At 70.6% G+C, this 20,750-nt stretch carries 20 protein-coding genes; 10 read left to right on the top strand and 10 right to left on the bottom strand.

Going from position 1 to position 20,750, the window contains the following annotated elements; genetic code table 11:
* The 4 genes from AB0N17_RS23520 to AB0N17_RS23505 all read right to left on the bottom strand — a co-directional run bounded on the left by AB0N17_RS23520 (window position 1) and on the right by AB0N17_RS23505 (window position 3,717).
* Window positions 1-321, bottom strand: a complete 321-nt coding sequence (locus AB0N17_RS23520) for a non-heme iron oxygenase ferredoxin subunit (RefSeq protein WP_366013399.1) — start codon at window positions 319-321, stop codon at window positions 1-3.
* Window positions 318-1,502, bottom strand: coding sequence for a Fe-S cluster assembly protein SufD (sufD, locus tag AB0N17_RS23515; protein WP_366013398.1), 1,185 nt, complete (start codon window positions 1,500-1,502; stop codon window positions 318-320). The genes AB0N17_RS23520 and sufD overlap by 4 nt, the downstream gene beginning before the upstream one ends.
* Window positions 1,503-1,564: 62 nt before the next feature.
* Complete coding sequence (sufB, locus tag AB0N17_RS23510) at window positions 1,565-2,986, bottom strand: Fe-S cluster assembly protein SufB (protein ID WP_366013397.1); 1,422 nt, start codon at window positions 2,984-2,986, stop codon at window positions 1,565-1,567.
* Window positions 2,983-3,717, bottom strand: a complete 735-nt coding sequence (locus AB0N17_RS23505) for a metalloregulator ArsR/SmtB family transcription factor (RefSeq protein ID WP_366013396.1) — start codon at window positions 3,715-3,717, stop codon at window positions 2,983-2,985. The genes sufB and AB0N17_RS23505 overlap by 4 nt, the downstream gene beginning before the upstream one ends.
* 184 nt (window positions 3,718-3,901) lie before the next feature.
* Between AB0N17_RS23505 and AB0N17_RS23500 the strand changes: the two genes are divergently transcribed.
* The 4 genes from AB0N17_RS23500 to AB0N17_RS23485 all read left to right on the top strand — a co-directional run bounded on the left by AB0N17_RS23500 (window position 3,902) and on the right by AB0N17_RS23485 (window position 7,529).
* Window positions 3,902-4,717: an AAC(3) family N-acetyltransferase gene (locus tag AB0N17_RS23500; protein ID WP_366013395.1), complete on the top strand. Its 816-nt coding sequence runs from the start codon at window positions 3,902-3,904 to the stop codon at window positions 4,715-4,717.
* A 31-nt stretch (window positions 4,718-4,748) separates the two neighbouring features.
* Entirely contained in the window at window positions 4,749-5,672 is a 924-nt protein-coding gene (locus tag AB0N17_RS23495) for an ABC transporter ATP-binding protein (protein WP_366013394.1), read from the top strand.
* A gap of 47 nt (window positions 5,673-5,719) precedes the next feature.
* Window positions 5,720-6,436 carry an ABC transporter permease gene (locus tag AB0N17_RS23490; RefSeq protein ID WP_366013526.1) on the top strand — a complete coding sequence of 239 codons (717 nt, stop codon included), beginning with the start codon at window positions 5,720-5,722 and terminating at the stop codon, window positions 6,434-6,436.
* 82 nt (window positions 6,437-6,518) lie between these two features.
* Complete coding sequence (locus AB0N17_RS23485) at window positions 6,519-7,529, top strand: COX15/CtaA family protein (protein WP_366013393.1); 1,011 nt, start codon at window positions 6,519-6,521, stop codon at window positions 7,527-7,529.
* A gap of 9 nt (window positions 7,530-7,538) precedes the next feature.
* Here the strand turns inward: AB0N17_RS23485 and AB0N17_RS23480 are convergent, their stop codons facing one another.
* The 4 genes from AB0N17_RS23480 to AB0N17_RS23465 all read right to left on the bottom strand — a co-directional run bounded on the left by AB0N17_RS23480 (window position 7,539) and on the right by AB0N17_RS23465 (window position 10,911).
* The gene (locus tag AB0N17_RS23480) at window positions 7,539-8,315 is read right to left on the bottom strand and encodes a nucleotidyltransferase domain-containing protein (RefSeq protein WP_366013392.1); all 777 of its coding nucleotides are present in this window, start codon (window positions 8,313-8,315) and stop codon (window positions 7,539-7,541) included.
* Window positions 8,316-8,333: 18 nt separating this feature from the next.
* Complete coding sequence (locus AB0N17_RS23475) at window positions 8,334-9,440, bottom strand: amidohydrolase family protein (protein WP_366013391.1); 1,107 nt, start codon at window positions 9,438-9,440, stop codon at window positions 8,334-8,336.
* An 85-nt stretch (window positions 9,441-9,525) separates the two neighbouring features.
* A complete protein-coding gene (locus AB0N17_RS23470; protein ID WP_366013390.1) occupies window positions 9,526-9,846 on the bottom strand; it encodes a hypothetical protein in 321 nt (106 codons plus the stop codon).
* Between the two features lie 93 nt (window positions 9,847-9,939).
* Window positions 9,940-10,911 carry a heme o synthase gene (locus AB0N17_RS23465; protein WP_366013389.1) on the bottom strand — a complete coding sequence of 324 codons (972 nt, stop codon included), beginning with the start codon at window positions 10,909-10,911 and terminating at the stop codon, window positions 9,940-9,942.
* A 374-nt stretch (window positions 10,912-11,285) separates the two neighbouring features.
* On the opposite strand from AB0N17_RS23465, the gene tkt reads away from it, so the two are divergent.
* From tkt to AB0N17_RS23435, 6 genes are all read left to right on the top strand, one after another.
* The gene (tkt, locus tag AB0N17_RS23460) at window positions 11,286-13,373 is read left to right on the top strand and encodes a transketolase (protein ID WP_366013388.1); all 2,088 of its coding nucleotides are present in this window, start codon (window positions 11,286-11,288) and stop codon (window positions 13,371-13,373) included.
* Window positions 13,374-13,405: 32 nt separating this feature from the next.
* Window positions 13,406-14,524, top strand: a complete 1,119-nt coding sequence (gene tal, locus AB0N17_RS23455; protein ID WP_366013387.1) for a transaldolase — start codon at window positions 13,406-13,408, stop codon at window positions 14,522-14,524.
* 1 nt (window position 14,525) lies between these two features.
* Window positions 14,526-16,064, top strand: a complete 1,539-nt coding sequence (gene zwf, locus AB0N17_RS23450) for a glucose-6-phosphate dehydrogenase (RefSeq protein ID WP_366013386.1) — start codon at window positions 14,526-14,528, stop codon at window positions 16,062-16,064.
* Window positions 16,061-17,149 carry a glucose-6-phosphate dehydrogenase assembly protein OpcA gene (gene opcA / locus AB0N17_RS23445; protein ID WP_366013385.1) on the top strand — a complete coding sequence of 363 codons (1,089 nt, stop codon included), beginning with the start codon at window positions 16,061-16,063 and terminating at the stop codon, window positions 17,147-17,149. The genes zwf and opcA overlap by 4 nt, the downstream gene beginning before the upstream one ends.
* Window positions 17,146-17,928: a 6-phosphogluconolactonase gene (gene pgl, locus AB0N17_RS23440; RefSeq protein ID WP_366013384.1), complete on the top strand. Its 783-nt coding sequence runs from the start codon at window positions 17,146-17,148 to the stop codon at window positions 17,926-17,928. Before opcA ends, pgl begins: the two co-directional genes overlap by 4 nt.
* A gap of 173 nt (window positions 17,929-18,101) precedes the next feature.
* Window positions 18,102-18,596, top strand: coding sequence for a lamin tail domain-containing protein (locus AB0N17_RS23435; RefSeq protein WP_366013383.1), 495 nt, complete (start codon window positions 18,102-18,104; stop codon window positions 18,594-18,596).
* Between the two features lie 45 nt (window positions 18,597-18,641).
* Here the strand turns inward: AB0N17_RS23435 and AB0N17_RS23430 are convergent, their stop codons facing one another.
* Both AB0N17_RS23430 and AB0N17_RS23425 read right to left on the bottom strand, forming a co-directional pair.
* On the bottom strand, window positions 18,642-19,481 hold the full coding sequence (locus AB0N17_RS23430; protein WP_366013382.1) for a carbohydrate ABC transporter permease: 840 nt from the start codon (window positions 19,479-19,481) through the stop codon (window positions 18,642-18,644).
* A gap of 10 nt (window positions 19,482-19,491) precedes the next feature.
* A partial coding sequence (locus AB0N17_RS23425) for an ABC transporter permease subunit (RefSeq protein ID WP_366013381.1) occupies window positions 19,492-20,750 on the bottom strand: 1,259 nt, incomplete at its 5' end.

Raw genomic sequence — 20,750 nt, 5'->3', positions numbered from 1 at the left:
TCAGGACTCCGGGGTCAGGGAGACGAGCACGTCGTCCCCTTCGATCTTTACGGGGTATACGGGGACGGGGCGCGTCGCGGGGAGGCCGGACGGCTTGCCGGTGCGCAGGTCGAAGGCGGAGCCGTGCAGCCAGCACTCGATCTGGCAGTCCTCCACCTCGCCCTCGGAGAGGGAGACGTTCGCGTGCGAGCAGATGTCGTTGATCGCGAACACCTCGCCCTCGGTCTTCACCAGCGAGATCGGCGTGCCGTCGAGTTCCACCCGTTTCGGGGTGTCCTCTGCCAGTTCACTCAGCCCACAGGCGCGTACGAAGGTCGTCATGCGACCGAAGCCTCCAGCTCTTCCTCGATCTTGGCGAGCAGACGTTCCTCGATGTCCGCGACGCCGATCTGCTGGACCAGCTCGGCGAAGAAGCCGCGGACCACCAGGCGGCGGGCCTCGTGCTCCGGGATGCCGCGGGCCATGAGGTAGAAGAGCTGCTCGTCGTCGAAGCGGCCGGTGGCGGAGGCGTGGCCGGCGCCGACGATCTCGCCGGTCTCGATCTCCAGGTTCGGCACCGAGTCGACGCGCGCGCCGTCCGTGAGGACCAGGTTGCGGTTCATCTCGTAGGTGTCCGTGCCCTCGGCCTCGGCCTCGATGAGCACGTCACCGATCCAGACCGCGTGCGCGGACTCGCCCTGGAGAGCGCCCTTGTAGACGACGTTCGACTTGCAGTGCGGGGTGTTGTGGGTGACCAGCAGGCGGTGCTCCTGGTGCTGCCCGGCGTCGGTGAAGTACAGGCCGAACAGCTCGGCCTCGCCGCCGGGGCCGGCGTACTCCACGCGCGGGTGCAGCCGGACCACGTCACCGCCGAAGGTCACGACCACGGACTTGAAGGAGGCGTCCCGGCCGACCAGCGCGTTGTGCTGGGCGACGTGGACGGCCTTGTCGTCCCAGTCCTGGACGGAGACGACGGTCAGCTTGGCGCCGTCACCGAGGACGTAGTCGACGTTGGTGGCGAGCACCGCGTCACCGGTGTGGTCGATGACCACGACGGCCTCGGCGAAGTTGCCCAGCTCGATCACCTGGTGGCCGAAGGCGGTGCCGCCCTGGCCGTGCACCGCGATACGGATCGGCTCGGTGAGGACGGTCTCCTTCGGGACCGTCACGACCGAGGCCTTCTCGAAGGCGGAGTACGCCTGCGCGGCCACGCGGTCCACCGGGGTGCCGGCCCTGCCGAGCCGCGCGTCGTCACGGCCGACGGTCTCGACGGTGACGCCCTCGGGGGCCTGCACGTCGACCTTCACACCGTTGCCGTTCGCGACGGCGGTGCCGTCGTGCAGCCCCCGCAGCCGCTCCAGCGGGGTGAACCGCCACTCCTCCTCGCGGCCGATCGGGACGGGGAAGTCCGCCACGTCGAAGGACGGGGGCGCGCTCATGCGCGAGACGACGGTCGACTCCGCGGCGACCGCGATCGAGCCGGCGGTGGTGGAACCCACCGGGATGTTCTGGGCCTCAGCCATGGCTGTCGTAATGCTCGCTTTCCGTTACGTATGGGCTTGACGGGGGGTGTCGCGGTGGGCGATCAGCCGACCGCGCCCTCCATCTGCAGCTCGATCAGCCGGTTGAGCTCCAGCGCGTACTCCATGGGCAGTTCCTTGGCGATCGGCTCGACGAAGCCGCGCACGATCATCGCCATCGCCTCGTCCTCGGACAGACCGCGGCTCATCAGGTAGAAGAGCTGGTCCTCGGAGACCTTGGAGACGGTGGCCTCGTGGCCCATGGACACGTCGTCCTCGCGGACGTCGACGTACGGGTACGTGTCCGACCGGGAGATGGTGTCGACCAGCAGCGCGTCGCACAGCACGTTGGACTTCGACCCGGCGGCGCCCTCGCCGATCTCGATCAGACCGCGGTAGGAGGTGCGGCCACCACCGCGCGCGACCGACTTGGAGACGATGTTGGACGACGTGTTCGGCGCCATGTGGACCATCTTGGCGCCCGCGTCCTGGTGCTGGCCCTCGCCCGCGAAGGCGATGGAGAGGGTCTCGCCCTTGGCGTGCTCGCCCATCAGGTAGACGGCCGGGTACTTCATCGTCACCTTGGAGCCGATGTTGCCGTCGACCCACTCCATGGTCGCGCCCTCGTAGGCCACGGCGCGCTTGGTGACCAGGTTGTAGACGTTGTTCGACCAGTTCTGGATGGTCGTGTAGCGGCAGCGGGCGTTCTTCTTGACGATGATCTCGACGACCGCGGAGTGCAGCGAGTCCGACTTGTAGATCGGGGCGGTGCAGCCCTCGACGTAGTGCACGTAGGCACCCTCGTCGACGATGATCAGGGTCCGCTCGAACTGGCCCATGTTCTCCGTGTTGATGCGGAAGTAGGCCTGCAGCGGGATCTCGACGTGCACGCCCTTCGGCACGTAGATGAAGGAGCCGCCGGACCACACCGCGGTGTTCAGCGAGGCGAACTTGTTGTCACCCGCGGGGATGACCGTGCCGAAGTACTCCTTGAAGAGCTCCGGGTGCTCCTTCAGGGCGGTGTCGGTGTCGAGGAAGATGACGCCCTGCTCCTCCAGGTCCTCGCGGATCTGGTGGTAGACGACCTCCGACTCGTACTGGGCGGCGACACCGGCGACGAGGCGCTGCTTCTCGGCCTCCGGGATGCCCAGCTTGTCGTAGGTGTTCTTGATGTCCTCGGGCAGGTCCTCCCAGGACTCCGCCTGCTTCTCCGTGGAGCGCACGAAGTACTTGATGTTGTCGAAGTCGATGCCCGAGAGGTCGGAGCCCCAGTTCGGCATCGGCTTCTTCTCGAAGAGCTTCAGGCCCTTCAGGCGCAGCTTGGTCATCCACTCCGGCTCGGACTTCTTGTCCGAGATGTCGCGGACGACGTCCTCGTTCAGGCCGCGCCTGGCGGAGGCACCGGCGACGTCGGAGTCGGCCCAGCCGTATTCGTACTTGCCCAGGCCCTCGAGTTCGGGGTGAGCAGTCTCCGTGGGGAGAGTCATGCGGGGTTCCTCCCGGCCGTGCTTGCAGGTGCGTCAGTGGAAATCTTGGGGATGAACGTCGTGCAGACGCCGTCGCCGTGCGCGATGGTCGCCAGTCGCTGGACGTGAGTACCCAGCAGCTCGGCGAAGATCTCCGTCTCCGCCTCGCACAGCTGCGGGAACTGCTCCGCGACGTGGGCCACCGGGCAGTGGTGCTGGCACAGCTGCTCGCCGACCGGTGCGCTGCGCGCCGTTGCAGCGTACCCGTCCGTGCTCAAGGCCTTGGCCAGCGCTTCGGCCCGCTTGTCCGGCGTGACGGCCTCGATCGCCTTGCGGTACGCGCTCGCCTGGGCGGCGATCCGGGCGCGGGCGAAGGCGACGACCGCCTCGGGGCCGCCCCCCTGCTCGGCGATCCAGCGGAGCGCGTCCGCGGCGAGCTTGTCGTAGGACTGGTCGAAGGCGTCCCGGCCGCAGTCGGTCAGTGCGAAGACCTTGGCGGGACGGCCACGCGTGCGCGTGCCGTACACCCGCTGCTCGCGCGCCTCCACCACGTCGTCCGCGACCAGCGCGTCCAGGTGACGCCGGACGGCCGCCTGGGTCAGTCCCAGCCGGCCGGCGAGTTCGGCGACGGTCGACGGGCCGTGATCCAGGATCGACCGCGCGACCCGGTTGCGCGTCGAGCGCTCCCCGGTCGCGAGCTCCTCCTGCGGGGTCCCCGTGGGGGTCTCCCGAGCCTCACCGACGTTTTTCACAACGCCATTGTTGCGTAATTCCGCGGAGCCTGACAAGCGCCGTCCGGATCACCGGCCGGTGCCCTGCGTCACTTAGGCATACCTAATGTGACCTGCGGAAACGATCTTCTGATCGATCATCCGGGGTCGCTGACGTGCGCAATCCGGTGGCGTCGGCGAGCGCCGTCCGGGAGACTCCCGAACCATGCCCACACCCGCTCCGACCGGCCCTCTTGTCACCCGGGACGGCCTCTGCGCCCAGTTGCGCCTGCTGGGTGTCGGGACCGGCGAGACCCTTCTCGTACATTCGTCGCTCAGTTCCCTCGGCTGGGTCAACGGAGGCGCCGTCGCCGTCGTCCAGGCGCTCCTCGACGCCCTCGGCCCGTCCGGCACGCTCGTGGTGCCCACGCAGACCGCCGACCAGTCCGACCCGGCCGTGTGGGGGAACCCGCCGGTGCCCGAGGAGTGGTGGGACCGGATCCGCGCCACCATGCCCGCCTACGACCCGCTGATCACCCCCTCGCTCGGGGTCGGCGTGATTCCGGAGACCGTGCGGACCTGGCCGGGCGCCCTGCGCAGCGCCCATCCGCAGACCTCCTTCGCCGCCGTCGGCGCCCGGGCGCGGGAGATCACCGAGGGCCACGCCCCCGACTGCCGGCTCGGTGAGCACAGCCCGCTGGCCCGGCTGGAGAGGCGGGGCGCCCGGGTACTGCTGCTCGGCGCGGGCTACGACTCCTGCACGGCGTTCCACCTGGCCGAGTACCGGACACCCGCGCCCCGCGTCCGGGTCGGCCGGCCCGGCCCCGGCGGCGGCTGGGAGACGGTGATCGAGGTGTCGATCGACTCGGACCGGTTCGACGAGCTGGGCCACGACTTCGAACGGGACCGGCCCGTCGTGCGCGGACGGGTCGGCGCGGCGGACGCACGGCTGTTCCCGGTGGCGGACGCCGTGGCCTACGCCGAGCGGTGGCTGCCGGTGCACCGGCCCCGTGCGGAGGAGTTCCCGCACCCCCGCGTCTGATCGGCAGGCGGTCTCCCTAGACTCTGGGTTCATGCGAAGTGAGCCCGTCGTCCAGGTCCAGGCCCTGGTGAAGCGGTACGGCACGAAGACCGCGGTGGACGGCCTCGACCTGGTGGCCGGGGCAGGCGTGACCGCCGTGCTCGGCCCCAACGGGGCGGGGAAGACGACCACGGTCGAGACCTGCGAGGGGTACCGGAGGCCGGATTCCGGCACGGTGCGCGTCCTGGGCCTCGACCCGGTACGGCAGTCCGCCGAGCTGCGTCCCCGCATCGGCGTGATGCTGCAGTCCGGCGGCGTCTACTCGGGCGCCCGCGCCGACGAGATGCTGCGGCACGTGGCCAAGCTGCACGCGCACCCGCTCGACGTGGACGCGCTGATCGAACGCCTCGGCCTCGACTCGTGCGGCCGGACCGGCTACCGCCGGCTCTCCGGCGGCCAGCAGCAGCGGCTCGCGCTCGCCATGGCCGTGGTGGGCCGCCCGGAGCTGGTGTTCCTGGACGAGCCGACCGCCGGTCTCGACCCGCAGGCCCGCCGGGCCACCTGGGACCTGGTGAGGGACCTGCGCGCCGACGGCGTCTCACTGATCCTCACCACGCACCACATGGACGAGGCCGAGCAGCTCGCCGACGACGTGGCGATCATCGACGGCGGCCGGGTCATCGCCCAGGGCTCCCCCGAGGAGCTGTGCAAGGGCGGCGCCGAGAACACGCTGCGCTTCACCGGCCGGCCCGGCCTCGACGTCGGCTCCCTGCTCAAGGCCCTCCCGGCCGACTGCACGGCCGCCGAGCTGACCCCGGGCGCCTACCGGGTCGTCGGCAAGGTCGACCCGCAGCTGCTGGCCACGGTGACCTCGTGGTGCGCGCAGCACGGCGTGATGCCGGACCGGATCTCGGTGGAGCGGCACACGCTGGAGGACGTCTTCTTGGAGCTCACCGGTAAGGAGCTGCGGTCGTGACCGTCGGTACGTACACCCCGAAGCCGGGTGCGGCGCCGCTCCCCCGCATGATCGCGGCGCAGGCGGCCCTGGAGACGAAGATGCTGCTGCGCAACGGCGAGCAGCTGCTCCTGACGGTGGTCATCCCGACGCTGCTGCTGGTGCTCTTCAGCTCGGTGGACATCGTGGACACCGGCAAGGGCAAGGCCGTCGACTTCCTGGCGCCGGGCGTCCTGGCCCTGGCCGTGATGTCGACGGCGTTCACCGGGCAGGCCATCGCGACGGGCTTCGAGCGCCGTTACGGCGTGCTGAAGCGGCTCGCCTCCTCGCCGCTGCCCCGCTGGGGCCTGATGGCCGCGAAGACGGCGTCCGTGCTGGTCACGGAGGTTCTCCAGGTGATCCTGCTGACGGTGATCGCGTTCGCGCTGGGCTGGTCCCCGCACGGCGACCCCGCCGCCGTGCTGCTCCTGCTGGTCCTCGGCACGGCCGCCTTCTCCGGGCTCGGGCTGCTGATGGCGGGCACGCTGAAGGCGGAGGCGACGCTGGCCGCGGCCAACCTGGTGTTCCTGCTGCTGCTCGTCGGCGGCGGGGTCATCGTGCCGCTGGACAAGTTCGGCCCGGCCGGGCAGCACGTCCTCGGCCTGCTGCCCATCTCCGCCCTCTCGGACGGGCTGCGGGACGTGCTCCAGCACGGCACCGGCACACCGTGGGGCGACCTGGGGATCCTCGCCGTGTGGGCCGTTCTCGGCCTCGCCGCCGCGGGCAGGTTCTTCCGCTGGGAGTGACCCTCGTGAACGCGCTGGGAGTGACCCTCGTGAACGCGCTGGGAGTGACCCTCGTGAACGCGTGCACAAGCGGCGGCCTACCATGGTGCGCGTGTCCAAGCTGAACCCCGCCGACGCCGCCGCGGCTCTGCGCAACCCGCTCGCCTTCATCGCCGACCGCTGGACCCCCGACCCACGGACGGTCCGGCGGGCGGCCCTCGCCGCGCTGGTCATGTCGGTCGTCATCGTCGTGACCGGCGGCGCCGTCCGCCTGACCGCCTCGGGCCTCGGCTGCCCGACCTGGCCGGAGTGCACCGACGGCTCGCTGACCCCGACGAACGCGCTGAGCTATCACAGCGCGATCGAGTTCGGCAATCGCATGCTGACGTACGTGCTGTGCGCCGCGGTGGGCTGGGCGATCATCGCCGCCCGGGCCCAGAAGCCGTACCGGCGCAGTCTGACCCGGCTGGGCTGGACGCAGTTCTGGCTGGTCATGGGCAACGCGATCCTCGGTGGCATCGTGGTGCTCGTCGGGCTCAACCCCTACACGGTCGCGGCGCACTTCCTGCTGGCCTCCGCCCTCGTCGCGGTCGCCGTGGTGATGTGGCAGCGCACCCGTGAGGGTGACGACGCGCCCCGGCCGCTGGTCGGCAAGGCCGTGCAGCAGCTGGTGTGGTTCCTCGTCACCGCCTCCGTCCTGCTGATCGCGGCCGGCACCGTCGTCACCGGCGCGGGCCCGCACGCGGGCGACTCCAGCGACGTCAAGCGCATCCCGATCGACTGGGAGACCGTCGCCAAGCTGCACGCGGTGCTCGCCTGGATCGTGGTGACGCTCACCTTCGCCCTGTGGTTCGTCCTCAAGGCGGTCGACGCCCCCAAGGGCCCCCTCGACCGGACCCGCGACCTCTTCCTGGTCCTGCTCGCCCAGGGCGTCATCGGCTACGTCCAGTACTTCACGCACCTGCCCGGGCTCCTGGTCGGCCTGCACATGTTCGGCTCGTGCCTGGTGTGGATCGGCGCCCTGCGCGTGCTGCTGTCCCTGCGGGAGCGCCCGGAGGCGGGCCTGGACCTGCCCGGCCCCGCGGCCGAGGTGACGGTGGGCACCCGCGCCTGAGAGGTGCCGTCACCCGTACGTGGTGACCAGCGCGTCGATCGCCGGCCCCAGAAAGCCGCGGGTCAGATCGGCGCGGCGGGCGAGCCAGTGCCCGGTGGCGGGGGCCCGACCGGAGTCGGTGCCGGTGTCGGGGTCGGTGTCGGGGTCGGTGTCGTAGCGTCGGCGGCCGATGTCCGCGAGGACCTCGGCGGGTGCGCCGAGCGACGACAGCTCGGCCAGCGCCTCCCGCTTCGAGACCAGCCGCCCGTCCCGCAGGGTCACCGTGGCGCGGGCGAAGGTCAGCAGCCCCAGGTCGACCCAGACGTCCTGTTGCCACAGCCGGGCCCTGTCCACGGCCGGCCGCCAGTAGTCCCGCTGGTCGCGTACGACGAAGGCGTGGAGCTGCTCGTCGGCCACCGGCGGGAGCAGGCCCCCCGGCGGTTCGCCGTGCAGGACCCGGCCGAAGTCGTGCAGCTCGCGCCGGGTGACGGGGGTGACCGGGCGGCGCGTCACGCGTCCGTGCGCCCAGGTCAGGTGTGAGCGGTCCGGATCGCCCAGGACGGCCGGGGCGAGGTAGCTGCAGTGCAGCTTGGCGGCGAGCGGTTCGGCCCGCAGGCGCCGGTGCAGCCGCACCACCTGCCGCACGGTCCGCGGCCCCACCGGCTGCGGCAGTACGGCGATCAGGTCCAGGTCGCTGCGGCCTTCCCGGTAGTCGCCGCCGGCCAATGAGCCGTGCGCCCAGAGCGCGCGGGGCCGCAGCGGCGACAGGGCGTCCAGGAACCGTTCGAGTAAGGATGCGGTCGGCATCCGCTCAGTCTGGACAGCTCACCGCAGTCCGTAAACCCGGCGCGCGTTGTCCGCCGCGATCAGCCGGGCCACCCGCTGGGCGTCCTCCAGGGACCATGCCCCCTCGGCCACCCAGGTGCCGAGGACACGGCCCAGGGCCTCGCGGAAGAGGCGGGCGCCGACCACGTGCAGCTCGGGCAGGCCGTGCGCGCCGGTCGAGAAGAGGATCTTGCCGAAGGGCGCCAGCTCCAGGATCTCGGCGAGGACCGTGGCCGCCCGGGCGCCGGTGCGCACGAGCGCCGCGCCCGAGTCGGCGAACACGTGCGGGAAGACACCGGCCAGGTGAGCGGCGTGCCGGTGGTACGGGTAGCCGTGCAGCAGGATCAGGTCGGTGCCGAGACCGGCCGTGGCCCGCACGAAGTCGGTGAGCAGCACAGGGTCGGTGCGGTCGATGCGGGAGCCGGGCTCGCCGAGTCCCGCGTGCAGTTGCAGGGGCAGGCCCGAGGCGACCGCGATCCACAGCAGGTGCCGCAGCAGCACCGGGTCGCTGAGCGCACCGCCGACCCGCCGCCCGGCCAGCCAGCGGCCCGCCGCTCCTCGCACCTCACCCGGCCCCGGCGGCTCGGGCGCGAGCGCCAGGCCGTGCCTGAGGCCGGCGACGGAGGTGAAGGCGACCGCGTGCGCGGCGGCCCCGTGCACGGACTCGGCGAGGTTGGCGAGGAAGGACTCGACGGTGCCGGAGGTGTCGGCGACCTGCTCGGCGAGCAACTCCAGCCGGACGATCTCGCGGGCATCGGCGGATCCGTCGCTGGCCATGTCGCCGGGGCCGGTGAGGTCGCCGGGCAGGCCGGTGTCGACGAGGTAGGTGGTGATGCCGCTGCCGCGCAGCAGCCTGCGGCCCGCTTCCAGGACGCCCAGTTCCCGGCGCCGGGCCAGATAGCGGGCGGGCGGGCAGTGCGGTTCCAGGCCGAGCAGGGGCGGGCACCAGCGCCGTACGGCGAAGCCGGTCTGGGTGTCGAAGAGGGTGGTGCCGGGCGCGGGCGGCCCCTCGGTGCGGGCGAGCTGTGCCTCGAAGGTGCCGAGGCCCAGCTCCGTACGCAGTACGCCGTGGCAGTACTGGTCCACGAGGGACGGCGTTTCGATCATCCGGGACTCCCCGTGGGACGCGTGGGCGCTGCGCTGGCCTACACGTCCTAACGGGTGAACCGGGGTCGAGGTCGCGCTCGGCCGCTCAGCCGCCCACCTGGATGCCGGCCATCCGCTTCCACTCGTACGCACCGGTCGTCACCTTCGCCGCGAACTCGCCGTCGAAGGACTCGTGGACCGTGATGCCCGCCTTCTCGACGGCCTTCTCGGCGATCTCGGTGCTGGGTGCCACCAGGTCGCCCCAGCCGCCGTCCTCGCCGACGAGGACGATCCGGGCGCCGCGCTCGCCGATGTGCGCCACCTGGCCCTCGGCGCCGCCGTGTGCCTTGGAGAAGGCGCTGATCTCCCGGGCGAGCTTGGCCACCTTGCGCTCGGCCCTCGCGTCAACCTGCTGCGTGTCTGCCATGGCCAGGATGCTACCGACGGGTAGATCAAACGGCGACGGGAGGGGTGCGTGGCCTTGACCACGCACCCCTCCCGTCGGACGGAGAAGGGCGGCTCAGCGCAGGAACGGGTCCACCGCGACCGCGACGAAGAGGATCGACACGTAGGTGATCGACCAGTGGAACAGGCGCATCTCCTTGAGCTTCACGCCGGTCACCTCGGCCTTCGCCCGGTTCTGCAGCCCGTGCGCCTCCCACAGCCAAAAGCCGCCGGCCGCGAGGGCGACCACCGTGTAGAACCAGCCGGTGTAGCCGAGCGGGGTCAGCAGCAGGGAGACCAGGACCATCACCCAGCTGTAGATGACGATCTGCCGGGCGACGACCTTGTTGGAGGCGATGACCGGGAGCATCGGCACGCCCACGCGCGCGTAGTCCTCCTTGACCTTCATGGACAGCGGCCAGTAGTGCGGCGGCGTCCAGAAGAACATGACCAGGAAGAGGATGACCGGCGCCCAGGACATCGAGTTCGTGACCGACGACCAGCCGATCAGCACCGGGAGGCAGCCCGCGATGCCGCCCCACACGATGTTCTGCGACGTACGCCGCTTGAGGATCATCGTGTAGACGACGACGTAGAAGAGGAGCGCTCCGAGCGACAGCCAGGCGCTCAGCCAGTTGACGGTGAGGCCGAACAGCAGCGTCGAGACGACGGCGAGGGTGATGCCGAAGGCCAGGCACTCGGGCGGGCTGACCATGCCGGTCACCAGCGGCCGCTGCGAGGTGCGGTCCATCAGGGCGTCGATGTCACGGTCGATGTACATGTTCAGCGCGTTGGCGCCGCCCGCCGAGAGGTAGCCGCCGACGCAGGTCAGCAGGACCAGCTTCAGATCGGGCACACCCTGCTGCGCCAGGAACATCACCGGAACGGTGGTGATGAGCAGCAGCTCGATGATCCGCGGCTTGGTCAGAGCCACGAACGCCTTGACACGGGCCCCGAACGGCCGGTGAACCGGGCCCTGGCTCGCACCACCCAGCACGCCCGCTGGACGTGATTCGACGGCCGTCACGCACACCCCTGACAGAGACATCCCAGCGAGCCCCCCGTGTGAAGTCCCGGTAAAGGCTCGCGCGTACCACGCCACTTTAGACGTTGCCCATACCCCGGCCTTCGCGGGGGTGGGGTCGTGTTGGCGGACGTCCCAGAAGAGGTGCCCCACCACTCGATTGAGCGCTCAGATGACCGCCTCCGTATTCATGTGCCAAACACGTTGTCGGCCAGTCGGGAGGCGGATCGCGCGGAGTCCCGGCAGTCTGGAAACACTCGAAAAAACGCACGTCCTTACGAGGGTAGGCTCGACAGCGTCCGGCGGGCAGAAACCCCGCCGGCGGCCGGGTGGGCGCATGCCTCGAAGCATGCCCCGAAGACCGGCGACCGACATGTGGAGAGGAGCCCTGACCCAGGGTGAGCACCAAGCCGACCACCGCAGACCTTGAGTGGACCGAGCTGGACCAGCGGGCCGTGGACACCGCCCGCGTCCTGGCCGCCGACGCCGTACAGAAGGTCGGCAACGGCCATCCCGGTACGGCGATGAGCCTGGCCCCGGCCGCCTACACCCTCTTCCAGAAGGTGATGCGGCACGACCCCGCCGACCCGCAGTGGGTCGGGCGCGACCGCTTCGTGCTGTCCGCCGGCCACTCGTCCCTGACCCTCTACACGCAGCTCTACCTGGCCGGATTCGGCCTGGAGCTTGCGGACCTGGAGTCGTTCCGCACCTGGGGTTCGAAGACCCCCGGTCACCCGGAGTACGGACACACCAAGGGCGTCGAGACCACCACCGGTCCGCTCGGCCAGGGTGTCGCCAACGCGGTGGGCATGGCGATGGCCGCCCGTTACGAGCGCGGTCTGTTCGACCCGCAGGCTCCGCAGGGCGAGTCCCCCTTCGACCACTTCATCTACTGCATCGCCGGTGACGGCTGCCTCCAGGAGGGCATCTCCGCGGAGGCCTCCTCACTGGCCGGCCACCAGAAGCTCGGCAACCTGATCCTGCTGTGGGACGACAACCACATCTCGATCGAGGGCGACACCGAGACGGCCGTCTCCGAGGACACGGTCAAGCGTTACGAGGCCTACGGCTGGCACGTGCAGCGCGTGGAGGCCCAGGACAACGGCGACCTGGACCCGCAGGCCATCTTCGCCGCTATCCAGGAGGCCAAGCAGGTCACGGACCGGCCGTCGTTCATCGCCATGCGCTCGATCATCGCCTGGCCGGCCCCGTCCGCGCAGAACACCGAGGCCGCGCACGGCTCGGCGCTGGGCGAGGAGGAGGTCGCGGCCACCAAGCGCGTCCTCGGCTTCGACCCGGAGCAGCACTTCGCCGTCGAGGACGAGGTGATCGCCCACACCCGCAAGGCCCTGGAGCGCGGTGCCCAGGCGAAGGCCGAGTGGGAGAAGTCCCTCCAGGTGTGGCGGGACGCCAACCCGGAGCGGGCCGCCGAGTTCGACCGCATCAGCAAGGGCGAGCTGCCCACGGGCTGGGAGGAGAAGATCCCGGTCTTCGAGCCGGGCAAGGGTGTCGCCACCCGTGCCGCCTCCGGCAAGGTGCTGCAGGCGCTCGGCGCGGTGATCCCCGAGCTGTGGGGCGGCTCCGCCGACCTCGCCGGGTCGAACAACACCACGATCGACAAGGACAGCTCGTTCCTGCCCGAGGGCAACCCGCTGCCCGAGGCCAACCCGTACGGGCGCACGATCCACTTCGGTATCCGCGAGCACTCCATGGGCGCGGAGCTGAACGGCATCACGCTGCACGGCAACACCCGCGTGTACGGCGGCACCTTCCTCGTCTTCTCCGACTACATGCGCAACGCGGTGCGCCTGTCGGCCCTGATGCACCTGCCGGTGACGTACGTGTGGACGCACGACTCCATCGGCCTCGGCGAGGACGGCCCCACCCACCAGCCGGTCGAGCACCTGGCCTCGCTGCGCGCGATCCCGGGTCTGAACATCGTGCGTCCCGCCGACGCCAACGAGACCGCGATCGCCTGGCGCGAGATCCTCAAGCGCTACACCAAGGAGTTCGGCAAGGGCCAGCCGCACGGTCTGGCGCTGACCCGCCAGGGCGTGCCGACGTACGAGCCCGACGAGGACGCGGCCCGCGGTGGCTACGTCCTGTTCGAGGCCGACGGCGGCGAGCCGCAGGTCGTCCTGATCGCCACCGGTTCCGAGGTGCACGTGGCCGTCGAGGCGCGTGAGCGGCTGCAGGCCGACGGGGTCCCCACGCGTGTGGTGTCCATGCCGTGCGTCGAGTGGTTCGAGCAGCAGGACCAGGGGTACCGGGACTCCGTGCTGCCGCCGTCCGTCAAGGCCCGTGTCGCCGTGGAGGCGGGCATCGGCCTGACCTGGCACAAGTACGTGGGGGACGCCGGCCGCATCGTTTCCCTGGAGCACTTCGGTGCGTCCGCCGACGGCAAGGTGCTCTTCCGCGAGTTCGGTTTCACTGCCGAGAACGTGGCCGCCAAGGCCCGGGAATCCATCACCGCCGCACAGCGCTGACGCTCATATCGACACGTAGGAGATGTAATTCCATGACAGACGCACTCAAGCGCCTCTCCGAGGAAGGCGTCGCGATCTGGCTGGACGACCTGTCGCGCAAGCGGATCACGTCCGGCAACCTTGCCGAGCTGATCGACCAGCAGCACGTCGTGGGCGTCACGACCAACCCGACGATCTTCCAGAAGGCCATCTCGCAGGGCGACGGCTACGACCAGCAGGTCTCCGACCTCGCCGCCCGCAAGGTCACCGTCGAAGAGGCCATCCGCATGATCACCACGGCGGACGTCCGCGACGCCGCCGACATCCTGCGCCCCGTGTTCGACGCCACGGACGGCCAGGACGGCCGGGTCTCCATCGAGGTCGACCCGCGCCTCGCGCACAACACCAAGGCGACCGTCGCCGAGGCCAAGCAGCTGGCCTGGCTGGTGGACCGCCCCAACACGCTGATCAAGATCCCGGCCACCGAGGCGGGTCTGCCGGCGATCACCGAGGTCATCGGCCTGGGCATCAGCGTCAACGTCACGCTGATCTTCTCGCTGGAGCGCTACCGCAAGGTCATGGACGCCTACCTCTCCGGCCTGGAGAAGGCCAAGGAGCGCGGCCTGGACCTCTCGCTGATCCGCTCCGTGGCGTCCTTCTTCGTGTCCCGCGTGGACACCGAGATCGACCGCCGGATCGACGAGCTGGGCACCGACGAGGCCAAGGCGCTGCGCGGCAAGGCGGGCGTGGCCAACGCGCGCCTCGCCTACCAGGCGTACGAGGAGGTCTTCTCCTCGGACCGCTGGAACGCGCTGGAGAAGGCGGGCGCCCGCAAGCAGCGTCCGCTGTGGGCCTCCACCGGTGTGAAGGACCCGGCGTACAAGGACACCATGTACGTCGAGGAGCTGGTGGCGCCGAACACGGTCAACACCATGCCGGAGGCCACGCTGGAGGCCACCGACGACCACGGTGAGATCCGCGGCGACGCGGTCAGCGGCACCTACGAGCAGGCCCGGGCCGACCTGGACGCGCTGGAGAAGCTCGGCATCTCGTACGACGACGTCGTGCAGGTGCTGGAGGACGAGGGCGTCGACAAGTTCGAGGCGTCCTGGAACGACCTGCTGAAGTCCACCCAGGCGGAGCTCGAGCGCCTCGCCCCTTCGGAGGGCTGAGTTGTCACCCCTTTCCGGTTCCGGAGCGAACCCGCTTCGTGACCCGGCCGACCGACGGCTCCCGCGCATCGCGGGGCCGTCGGGCCTGGTCATCTTCGGCGTCACGGGCGACCTGTCGCGCAAGAAGCTGATGCCCGCGGTGTACGACCTCGCCAACCGGGGTCTGCTGCCGCCGGGCTTCTCCCTGGTGGGCTTCGCCCGCCGTGACTGGGAGCACGAGGACTTCGCCGAGGTCGTGCACGACGCGGTGAAGGAGCACTCGCGCACGCCGTTCCGCGAGGAGGTCTGGCAGCAGCTCATCCAGGGGATGCGCTTCGTCCAGGGCACCTTCGACGACGACGACGCCTTCGAGCGGCTGCGCGCCACCATCGAGGAGCTGGACAAGGCACAGGGGACGGGCGGCAACTTCGCCTTCTACCTCTCGGTGCCGCCGCGCTCCTTCCCGGTGGTCATCCAGCAGCTGAAGAAGCACGGGCTGGCCGACCAGTCGGGCGGCTCCTGGCGGCGCGCGGTCATCGAGAAGCCGTTCGGACACGACCTGAAGTCGGCCGAGGAGCTCAACAAGGTCGTGCACGAGGTGTTCTCCTCGGACCAGGTCTTCCGCATCGACCACTACCTCGGCAAGGAGACCGTCCAGAACATCCTGGCGCTGCGCTTCGCCAACACGATGTTCGAGCCGATCTGGAACCGGTCGTACGTCGACCACGTGCAGATCACCATGGCCGAGGACATCGGCATCGGCGGCCGGGCCGGCTACTACGACGGCATCGGCGCCGCGCGTGACGTCATCCAGAACCACCTGCTCCAGCTGCTCGCGCTGACCGCGATGGAGGAGCCCGCCTCCTTCGACGCGCAGGCGCTGGCCGCGGAGAAGGAGAAGGTCCTCGGCGCGGTACGGCTGCCGAAGGACCTCGGCCGCAACACCGTGCGCGGCCAGTACGCGGCGGGCTGGCAGGGCGGCCAGCAGGTCATCGGCTACCTCGAAGAGGACGGGATCGACCCGAAGTCGAAGACCGACACGTACGCCGCGGTCAAGCTGGGGATCGACAACCGCCGCTGGGCGGGCGTCCCCTTCTACCTGCGCACCGGCAAGCGCCTCGGCCGCCGCGTGACGGAGATCGCGGTCGTCTTCCAGCGCGCCCCGCACTCCCCCTTCGACACCACGGCGACGGAGGAGCTGGGCCAGAACGCGATCGTCATCCGCGTCCAGCCGGACGAGGGCGTGACCGTGCGGTTCGGCTCGAAGGTGCCGGGCACCTCGATGGAGATCCGGGACGTGTCCATGGACTTCGCCTACGGCGAGTCGTTCACGGAGTCCAGCCCGGAGGCGTACGAGCGGCTCATCCTGGACGTGCTGCTCGGCGACGCCAACCTCTTCCCGCGCACGGAGGAGGTCGAGCTGTCCTGGAAGATCCTCGACCCGGTCGAGGAGTACTGGGACAAGCACGGCAGGCCCGCGCAGTACAAGTCGGGCACCTGGGGTCCCGTGGAGGCGGACGAGATGCTCGCACGAGACGGACGGAGCTGGCGCCGGCCATGAAGATAGACCTGACCGACACCACCGCCGGCGCCATCAACAAGGCGCTCGTGCAGGGCCGTCGCGCCATCGGCACCCCCGCCGTCGGCATGGTCCTGACCCTCGTCATCGTCACCGACGAGGAGAACGCCTACGACTCCCTGAAGGCCGCCAGCGACGCCTCGCGCGAGCACCCCTCGCGCACGCTGGTGGTCATCCGGCGGGTCTCGCGCACCCCGCGCGACCGCACCTCCTCGCGGCTCGACGCCGAGGTGCGGGTGGGTGCGGAGGCGGGCACCGGCGAGACGGTCGTGCTGCGCACCTACGGCGACGTCTCCGACCACGCCGACTCGGTGGTGCTGCCGCTGCTCCTGCCGGACGCGCCGGTCGTCGTGTGGTGGCCGGTGAACGCCCCGCTCGACCCGGCGAAGGACCCGCTGGGCGCGCTCGCCCAGCGCCGGGTCACCGACACCTATGCCGCCGAGCAGCCGGTGCGGGAGCTGTCCGCCCGGGCCGAGGCCTACACGCCCGGCGACACCGACCTGTCCTGGACCCGGATCACGCCGTGGCGCTCGATGCTGGCGGCGGCCCTGGACCAGGTCACCTGCGAGGTGCAGACCGTCGAGGTGGAGGGCGAGGAGTTCAACCCGAGCTGTGAGCTGCTGGCGATGTGGCTCGCGGACCGGCTGGACGTCCCGGTGAAGCGTTCGCTGTCCTCGGGCCCCGGCCTGACGGCCGTCCGCATGGGGACCAGTTGCGGACCGATCGTCCTGGACCGGGCGGACGGCTCGCTGGCCACGCTGACCATCCAGGGCCAGCCGGCCCGCGCGGTGGCGCTGAAGCGGCGCGACACCGCCGAGCTGATCGCGGAGGAGCTGCGCCGGCTTGACCCGGACGACACCTACGCGTCGGCGCTGCGCTACGGCGTGGAGCGGCTGAACGCGGCGCCGGAGCAGGCGTCCGAGCAGCCCGCGCGGGAACCGACCGGGTCCGCCGCCGAGCCGGTCGCCGAGCCGGAGCCGGTCGAGGAGGCCGCGAAGGCGCCCGCGAAGAAGGCGGCGGCGAAGACCGCCAAGAAGGCACCGGCAAGGAAGGCGACGGCGAAGTGAGCACTCCGCAGCTGGTCGTCCACCGCGACAAGGAGCTGATGGCGCAGGCCGCCGCGGCCCGCCTGATCACGAAGATCGTGGACGCGCAGGCCTCCCGGGGCACCGCGTCCGTGGTCCTCACGGGCGGCCGCAACGGCAACGGCCTGCTGGCCGCGCTGGCGGCGGCACCGGCCCGGGACGCCATCGACTGGGCCCGGCTCGACCTGTGGTGGGGCGACGAGCGCTACCTCCCCGAGGGCGATCCCGAGCGCAATGTCACGCAGGCCCGCGCGGCCCTGCTGGACTCCGTGCCGCTGGACCCGGAGCGTGTGCACGCCATGCCCGCCTCCGACGGCCCCTACGGCGCGGACGTGGAGGCGGCCGCGGAGGCGTACGCGGCGGAGCTCGCGAAGGCGGCCGGTCCGGAGAACCACGGCTCGGTGCCGGCCTTCGACGTCCTGATGCTGGGCGTCGGCCCGGACACCCATGTGGCCTCGCTCTTCCCGGAGTTGCCGGCCGTACGGGAGACCGAGCGGACGGTGGTCGGCGTGCACGGCGCGCCCAAGCCGCCGCCGACCCGGATCAGTCTGACCCTGCCGGCGATCCGTTCGGCCCGCGAGGTGTGGCTGCTCGCGGCCGGTGAGGACAAGGCGGAGGCCGCGGCCATCGCGCTGTCGGGCGCCGGGGAGATCCAGGCTCCGGCGGCGGGGGCGCAGGGCCGCTCGCGCACGCTGTGGCTCCTGGACTCGGCCGCCGCTTCGCAGTTGCCGAGGTCGCTGTACCCGCCGGCTTCACCGTGAGCCGGTGATTCACTGAACGAAGAGGGCGGCAGGGGAATCCCCTGCCGCCCTCTTCGCGTGCGCTGACACCCCCTCAACCAGCGCCTTCACCGTTTCCACGCGAAATGTTCATACAGCACTCAACTTTTGTGTAAGCTCCTGCCGCTGCATCCGCACCACTGAGGGGGGACCTCATGCGTATACGCTCCGCGCTGGCCGTCACCGCCACGGCCGGCACGCTCGCCGTCATCCTGGCCGCTCCGGCCCAGGCCACCGAGTACTCCTCCGCCCTGAAGATCAAGGGCGTCCAGTACGACGCCCCGGGGCGGGACTCCAACAGCTGCAGTACGGGCAACACCAGGAGCGAGTACCTGACGATCAAGAACTACTCGCACAGCTCGACCGTGAACCTCAAGGGCTACGTCGTCAAGGACGCGGCCGGCAACCGGTTCACGTTCCCGTCGAACCACTACCTCGAGCCCGGCGACTACGTGAAGCTGCGCGGGGGCAAGGGCACCGACTCGGACGCCGGCAACGTCGTCTACCGCCAGAACTGCAACTTCCTCTGGAACAACGACAAGGACACCATCTACCTGTACAAGTCGTCCGGCGCCCACGCGGACACCCACGCCTACACCAAGTCCCACGACGACCGGGACGGCAACGGCTACATCACCTTCCACGGCTGAGGCGGCGCCGCGGCGCCGTCCCGGGTCGTCGCGGGCGGGGCTCGGTCACTTGACCGAGCCCGCCATCACGCCCTGTACGAAGTGCCGCTGGAAGGCGAAGAAGACCACCACCGGCACGATGAGGGACAGGAACGCGCCCGGGGCCAGGACGTCGATGTTGCTGCCGAACTGCCGGATCTGGGACTGCAGTTCCACGGTCAGCGGCTGGGAGGAGCTGTCGGCGAACAGCAGGGCGACCAGCATGTCGTTCCAGACCCACAGGAACTGGAAGATGGCGAGCGAGGCGATCGCGGGCCGGCCCACCGGCAGCACCAGGCGCGTGAAGATGCGCCACTCGCTGCCGCCGTCCATCCGTGCCGCCTCCAGCATCTCCTTCGGCATCTCCGCGAAGTAGTTCCGCAGCAGGAACACCGCGAAGGGCAGACCGTAGGCCACGTGGAAGAGGACGACCCCGGGGATCGTGCCGAACAGGCCCAGCGCGCCGAAGAGTTTGGCCACCGGCAGCAGGCCGATCTGCACCGGCACCACCAGCAGGGCCACCACCAGCAGGAACAGCGGCTCCCTGAGCGGGAAGTCCAGCCAGGCGAAGGCGTATCCGGCGAGTGCCGCGATCACCACGACGAGCGTCGTCGCCGGCACCGAGATCAGGACCGTGTTCCAGAAGGCCTGCGTCATGCCGGAGTTCTTCAGCAGCGCGGAGTAGTTGGCGAAGGACAACTGGCCGGGGCTCGCCAGGGCCGTCCACCAGCCGCCCTTCGCCGTGTCCTGCGCCGAGCGCAGGGACGACACGAACAGCCCCGCCAGCGGGGTCAGCCAGACCAGGCCGATCACCACGAGGAAGGCCTGCACCAGGCCGTTGCCCAGGCCTCGCCTGATCGCGTTCATCGCTGACTCCTCATCGTTGACTCTGCCGGAAGCGGCGGACGTTGAACACCATCGCGGGGATCACCAGGAGCAGCAGGAGCACGCCGAGGGCGCTGCCGAGCCCCTGGTTGTTGCCGCCGCCGAAGGACACGAGCCACATCTGGGTCGCGAGGACGGTGGCGTCCTCCTGCACCGGCCCGGGCGCGATGATGTAGACGAGGTCGAAGACCTTCATCACGTTGATCACCAGGGTCACGAAGACCACGGTGAGCACGGGCGCGAGCAGCGGGACGGTGATCCTGCGGAAGATCTGCCACTCGTTCGCGCCGTCCATCCGGGCCGCCTCCAGCGCGTCCCGGGGCAGGGCGGACAGGCCCGCGCCGATCAGCACCATCGCGAAGCCGGTCCAGATCCACAGGTACGCGCCGATGATCGCCGGGGTGACGAGCGTCGGGCCGAGCCAGGAGACGCCCTGGTAGGGCGCGGCGAAGTTCGACTCCGGCAGCTTCAGCGTGTACGAGCCCGGGTGCAGTCCGGTGAAGCGGAAGGAGCCGTCGGCCTCGGTGGTCGTGCTCGCGACCGTGCCCCCGTCGCGCACCGCTTCGACGCTCATGCCGGGCAGGCCGCTCTCCTTCGGGTCGACCTCGCCCTGTCTGCCTCCTCCGCCGGGGGTGAAGTCGAGGTAGACGACACCGCGCACCTCACCGGCCGCGGCCGGATGCGCGGCCCCCCGGGAGGCGGGTTCGGCGCCCCGGGGCAGGTCCTTGGGCAGGACGCCGACCATCGGGAGGTTCACCGTGTGGCCCGGGGACACGGCCGCGTGGCTGAGGTAGGAGCCGTCCCGGCCCTGGTCCAGCAGCCCCACCCGGCCTCGTGCCGTCGGGTACGAGGAGGTGCCCTCGAAGGCGTCGTGGACGGAGACGACGGCCGCGTTCAGCACGCCCTTGTTCGGGTCCTGGTCGTAGGCGAGCCGGAAGATGATGCCGGCGGCGAGGAAGGACACCGCCATCGGCATGAAGAGCAGCAGCTTGAAGGCCGTGGCCCAGCGGACCTTCTCCACCAGGACGGCCAGGATCAGGCCCAGGCCGGTCAGCAGGGCGGGCGCGACGACCACCCAGATGGTGGTGTTGCGGATGGCCTTCAGGGTGGCCGGGTCGCGGAACATCTCGGTGTAGTTGTCGCCGCCGACGAACGTCTGCTGTCCCTGCTGCCCGATGAGGCCCGCGAGTACCTCGGCGACCGGTACGACATCGCCGGCCCCGCCCTCGGCATAGCCGACCCGGGTGAGGA

This window comes from Streptomyces sp. NPDC051133 (assembly GCF_040682635.1).
GTDB lineage: Bacteria > Actinomycetota > Actinomycetes > Streptomycetales > Streptomycetaceae > Streptomyces.
This window is presented reverse-complemented; position numbering and strand designations above follow the sequence as displayed.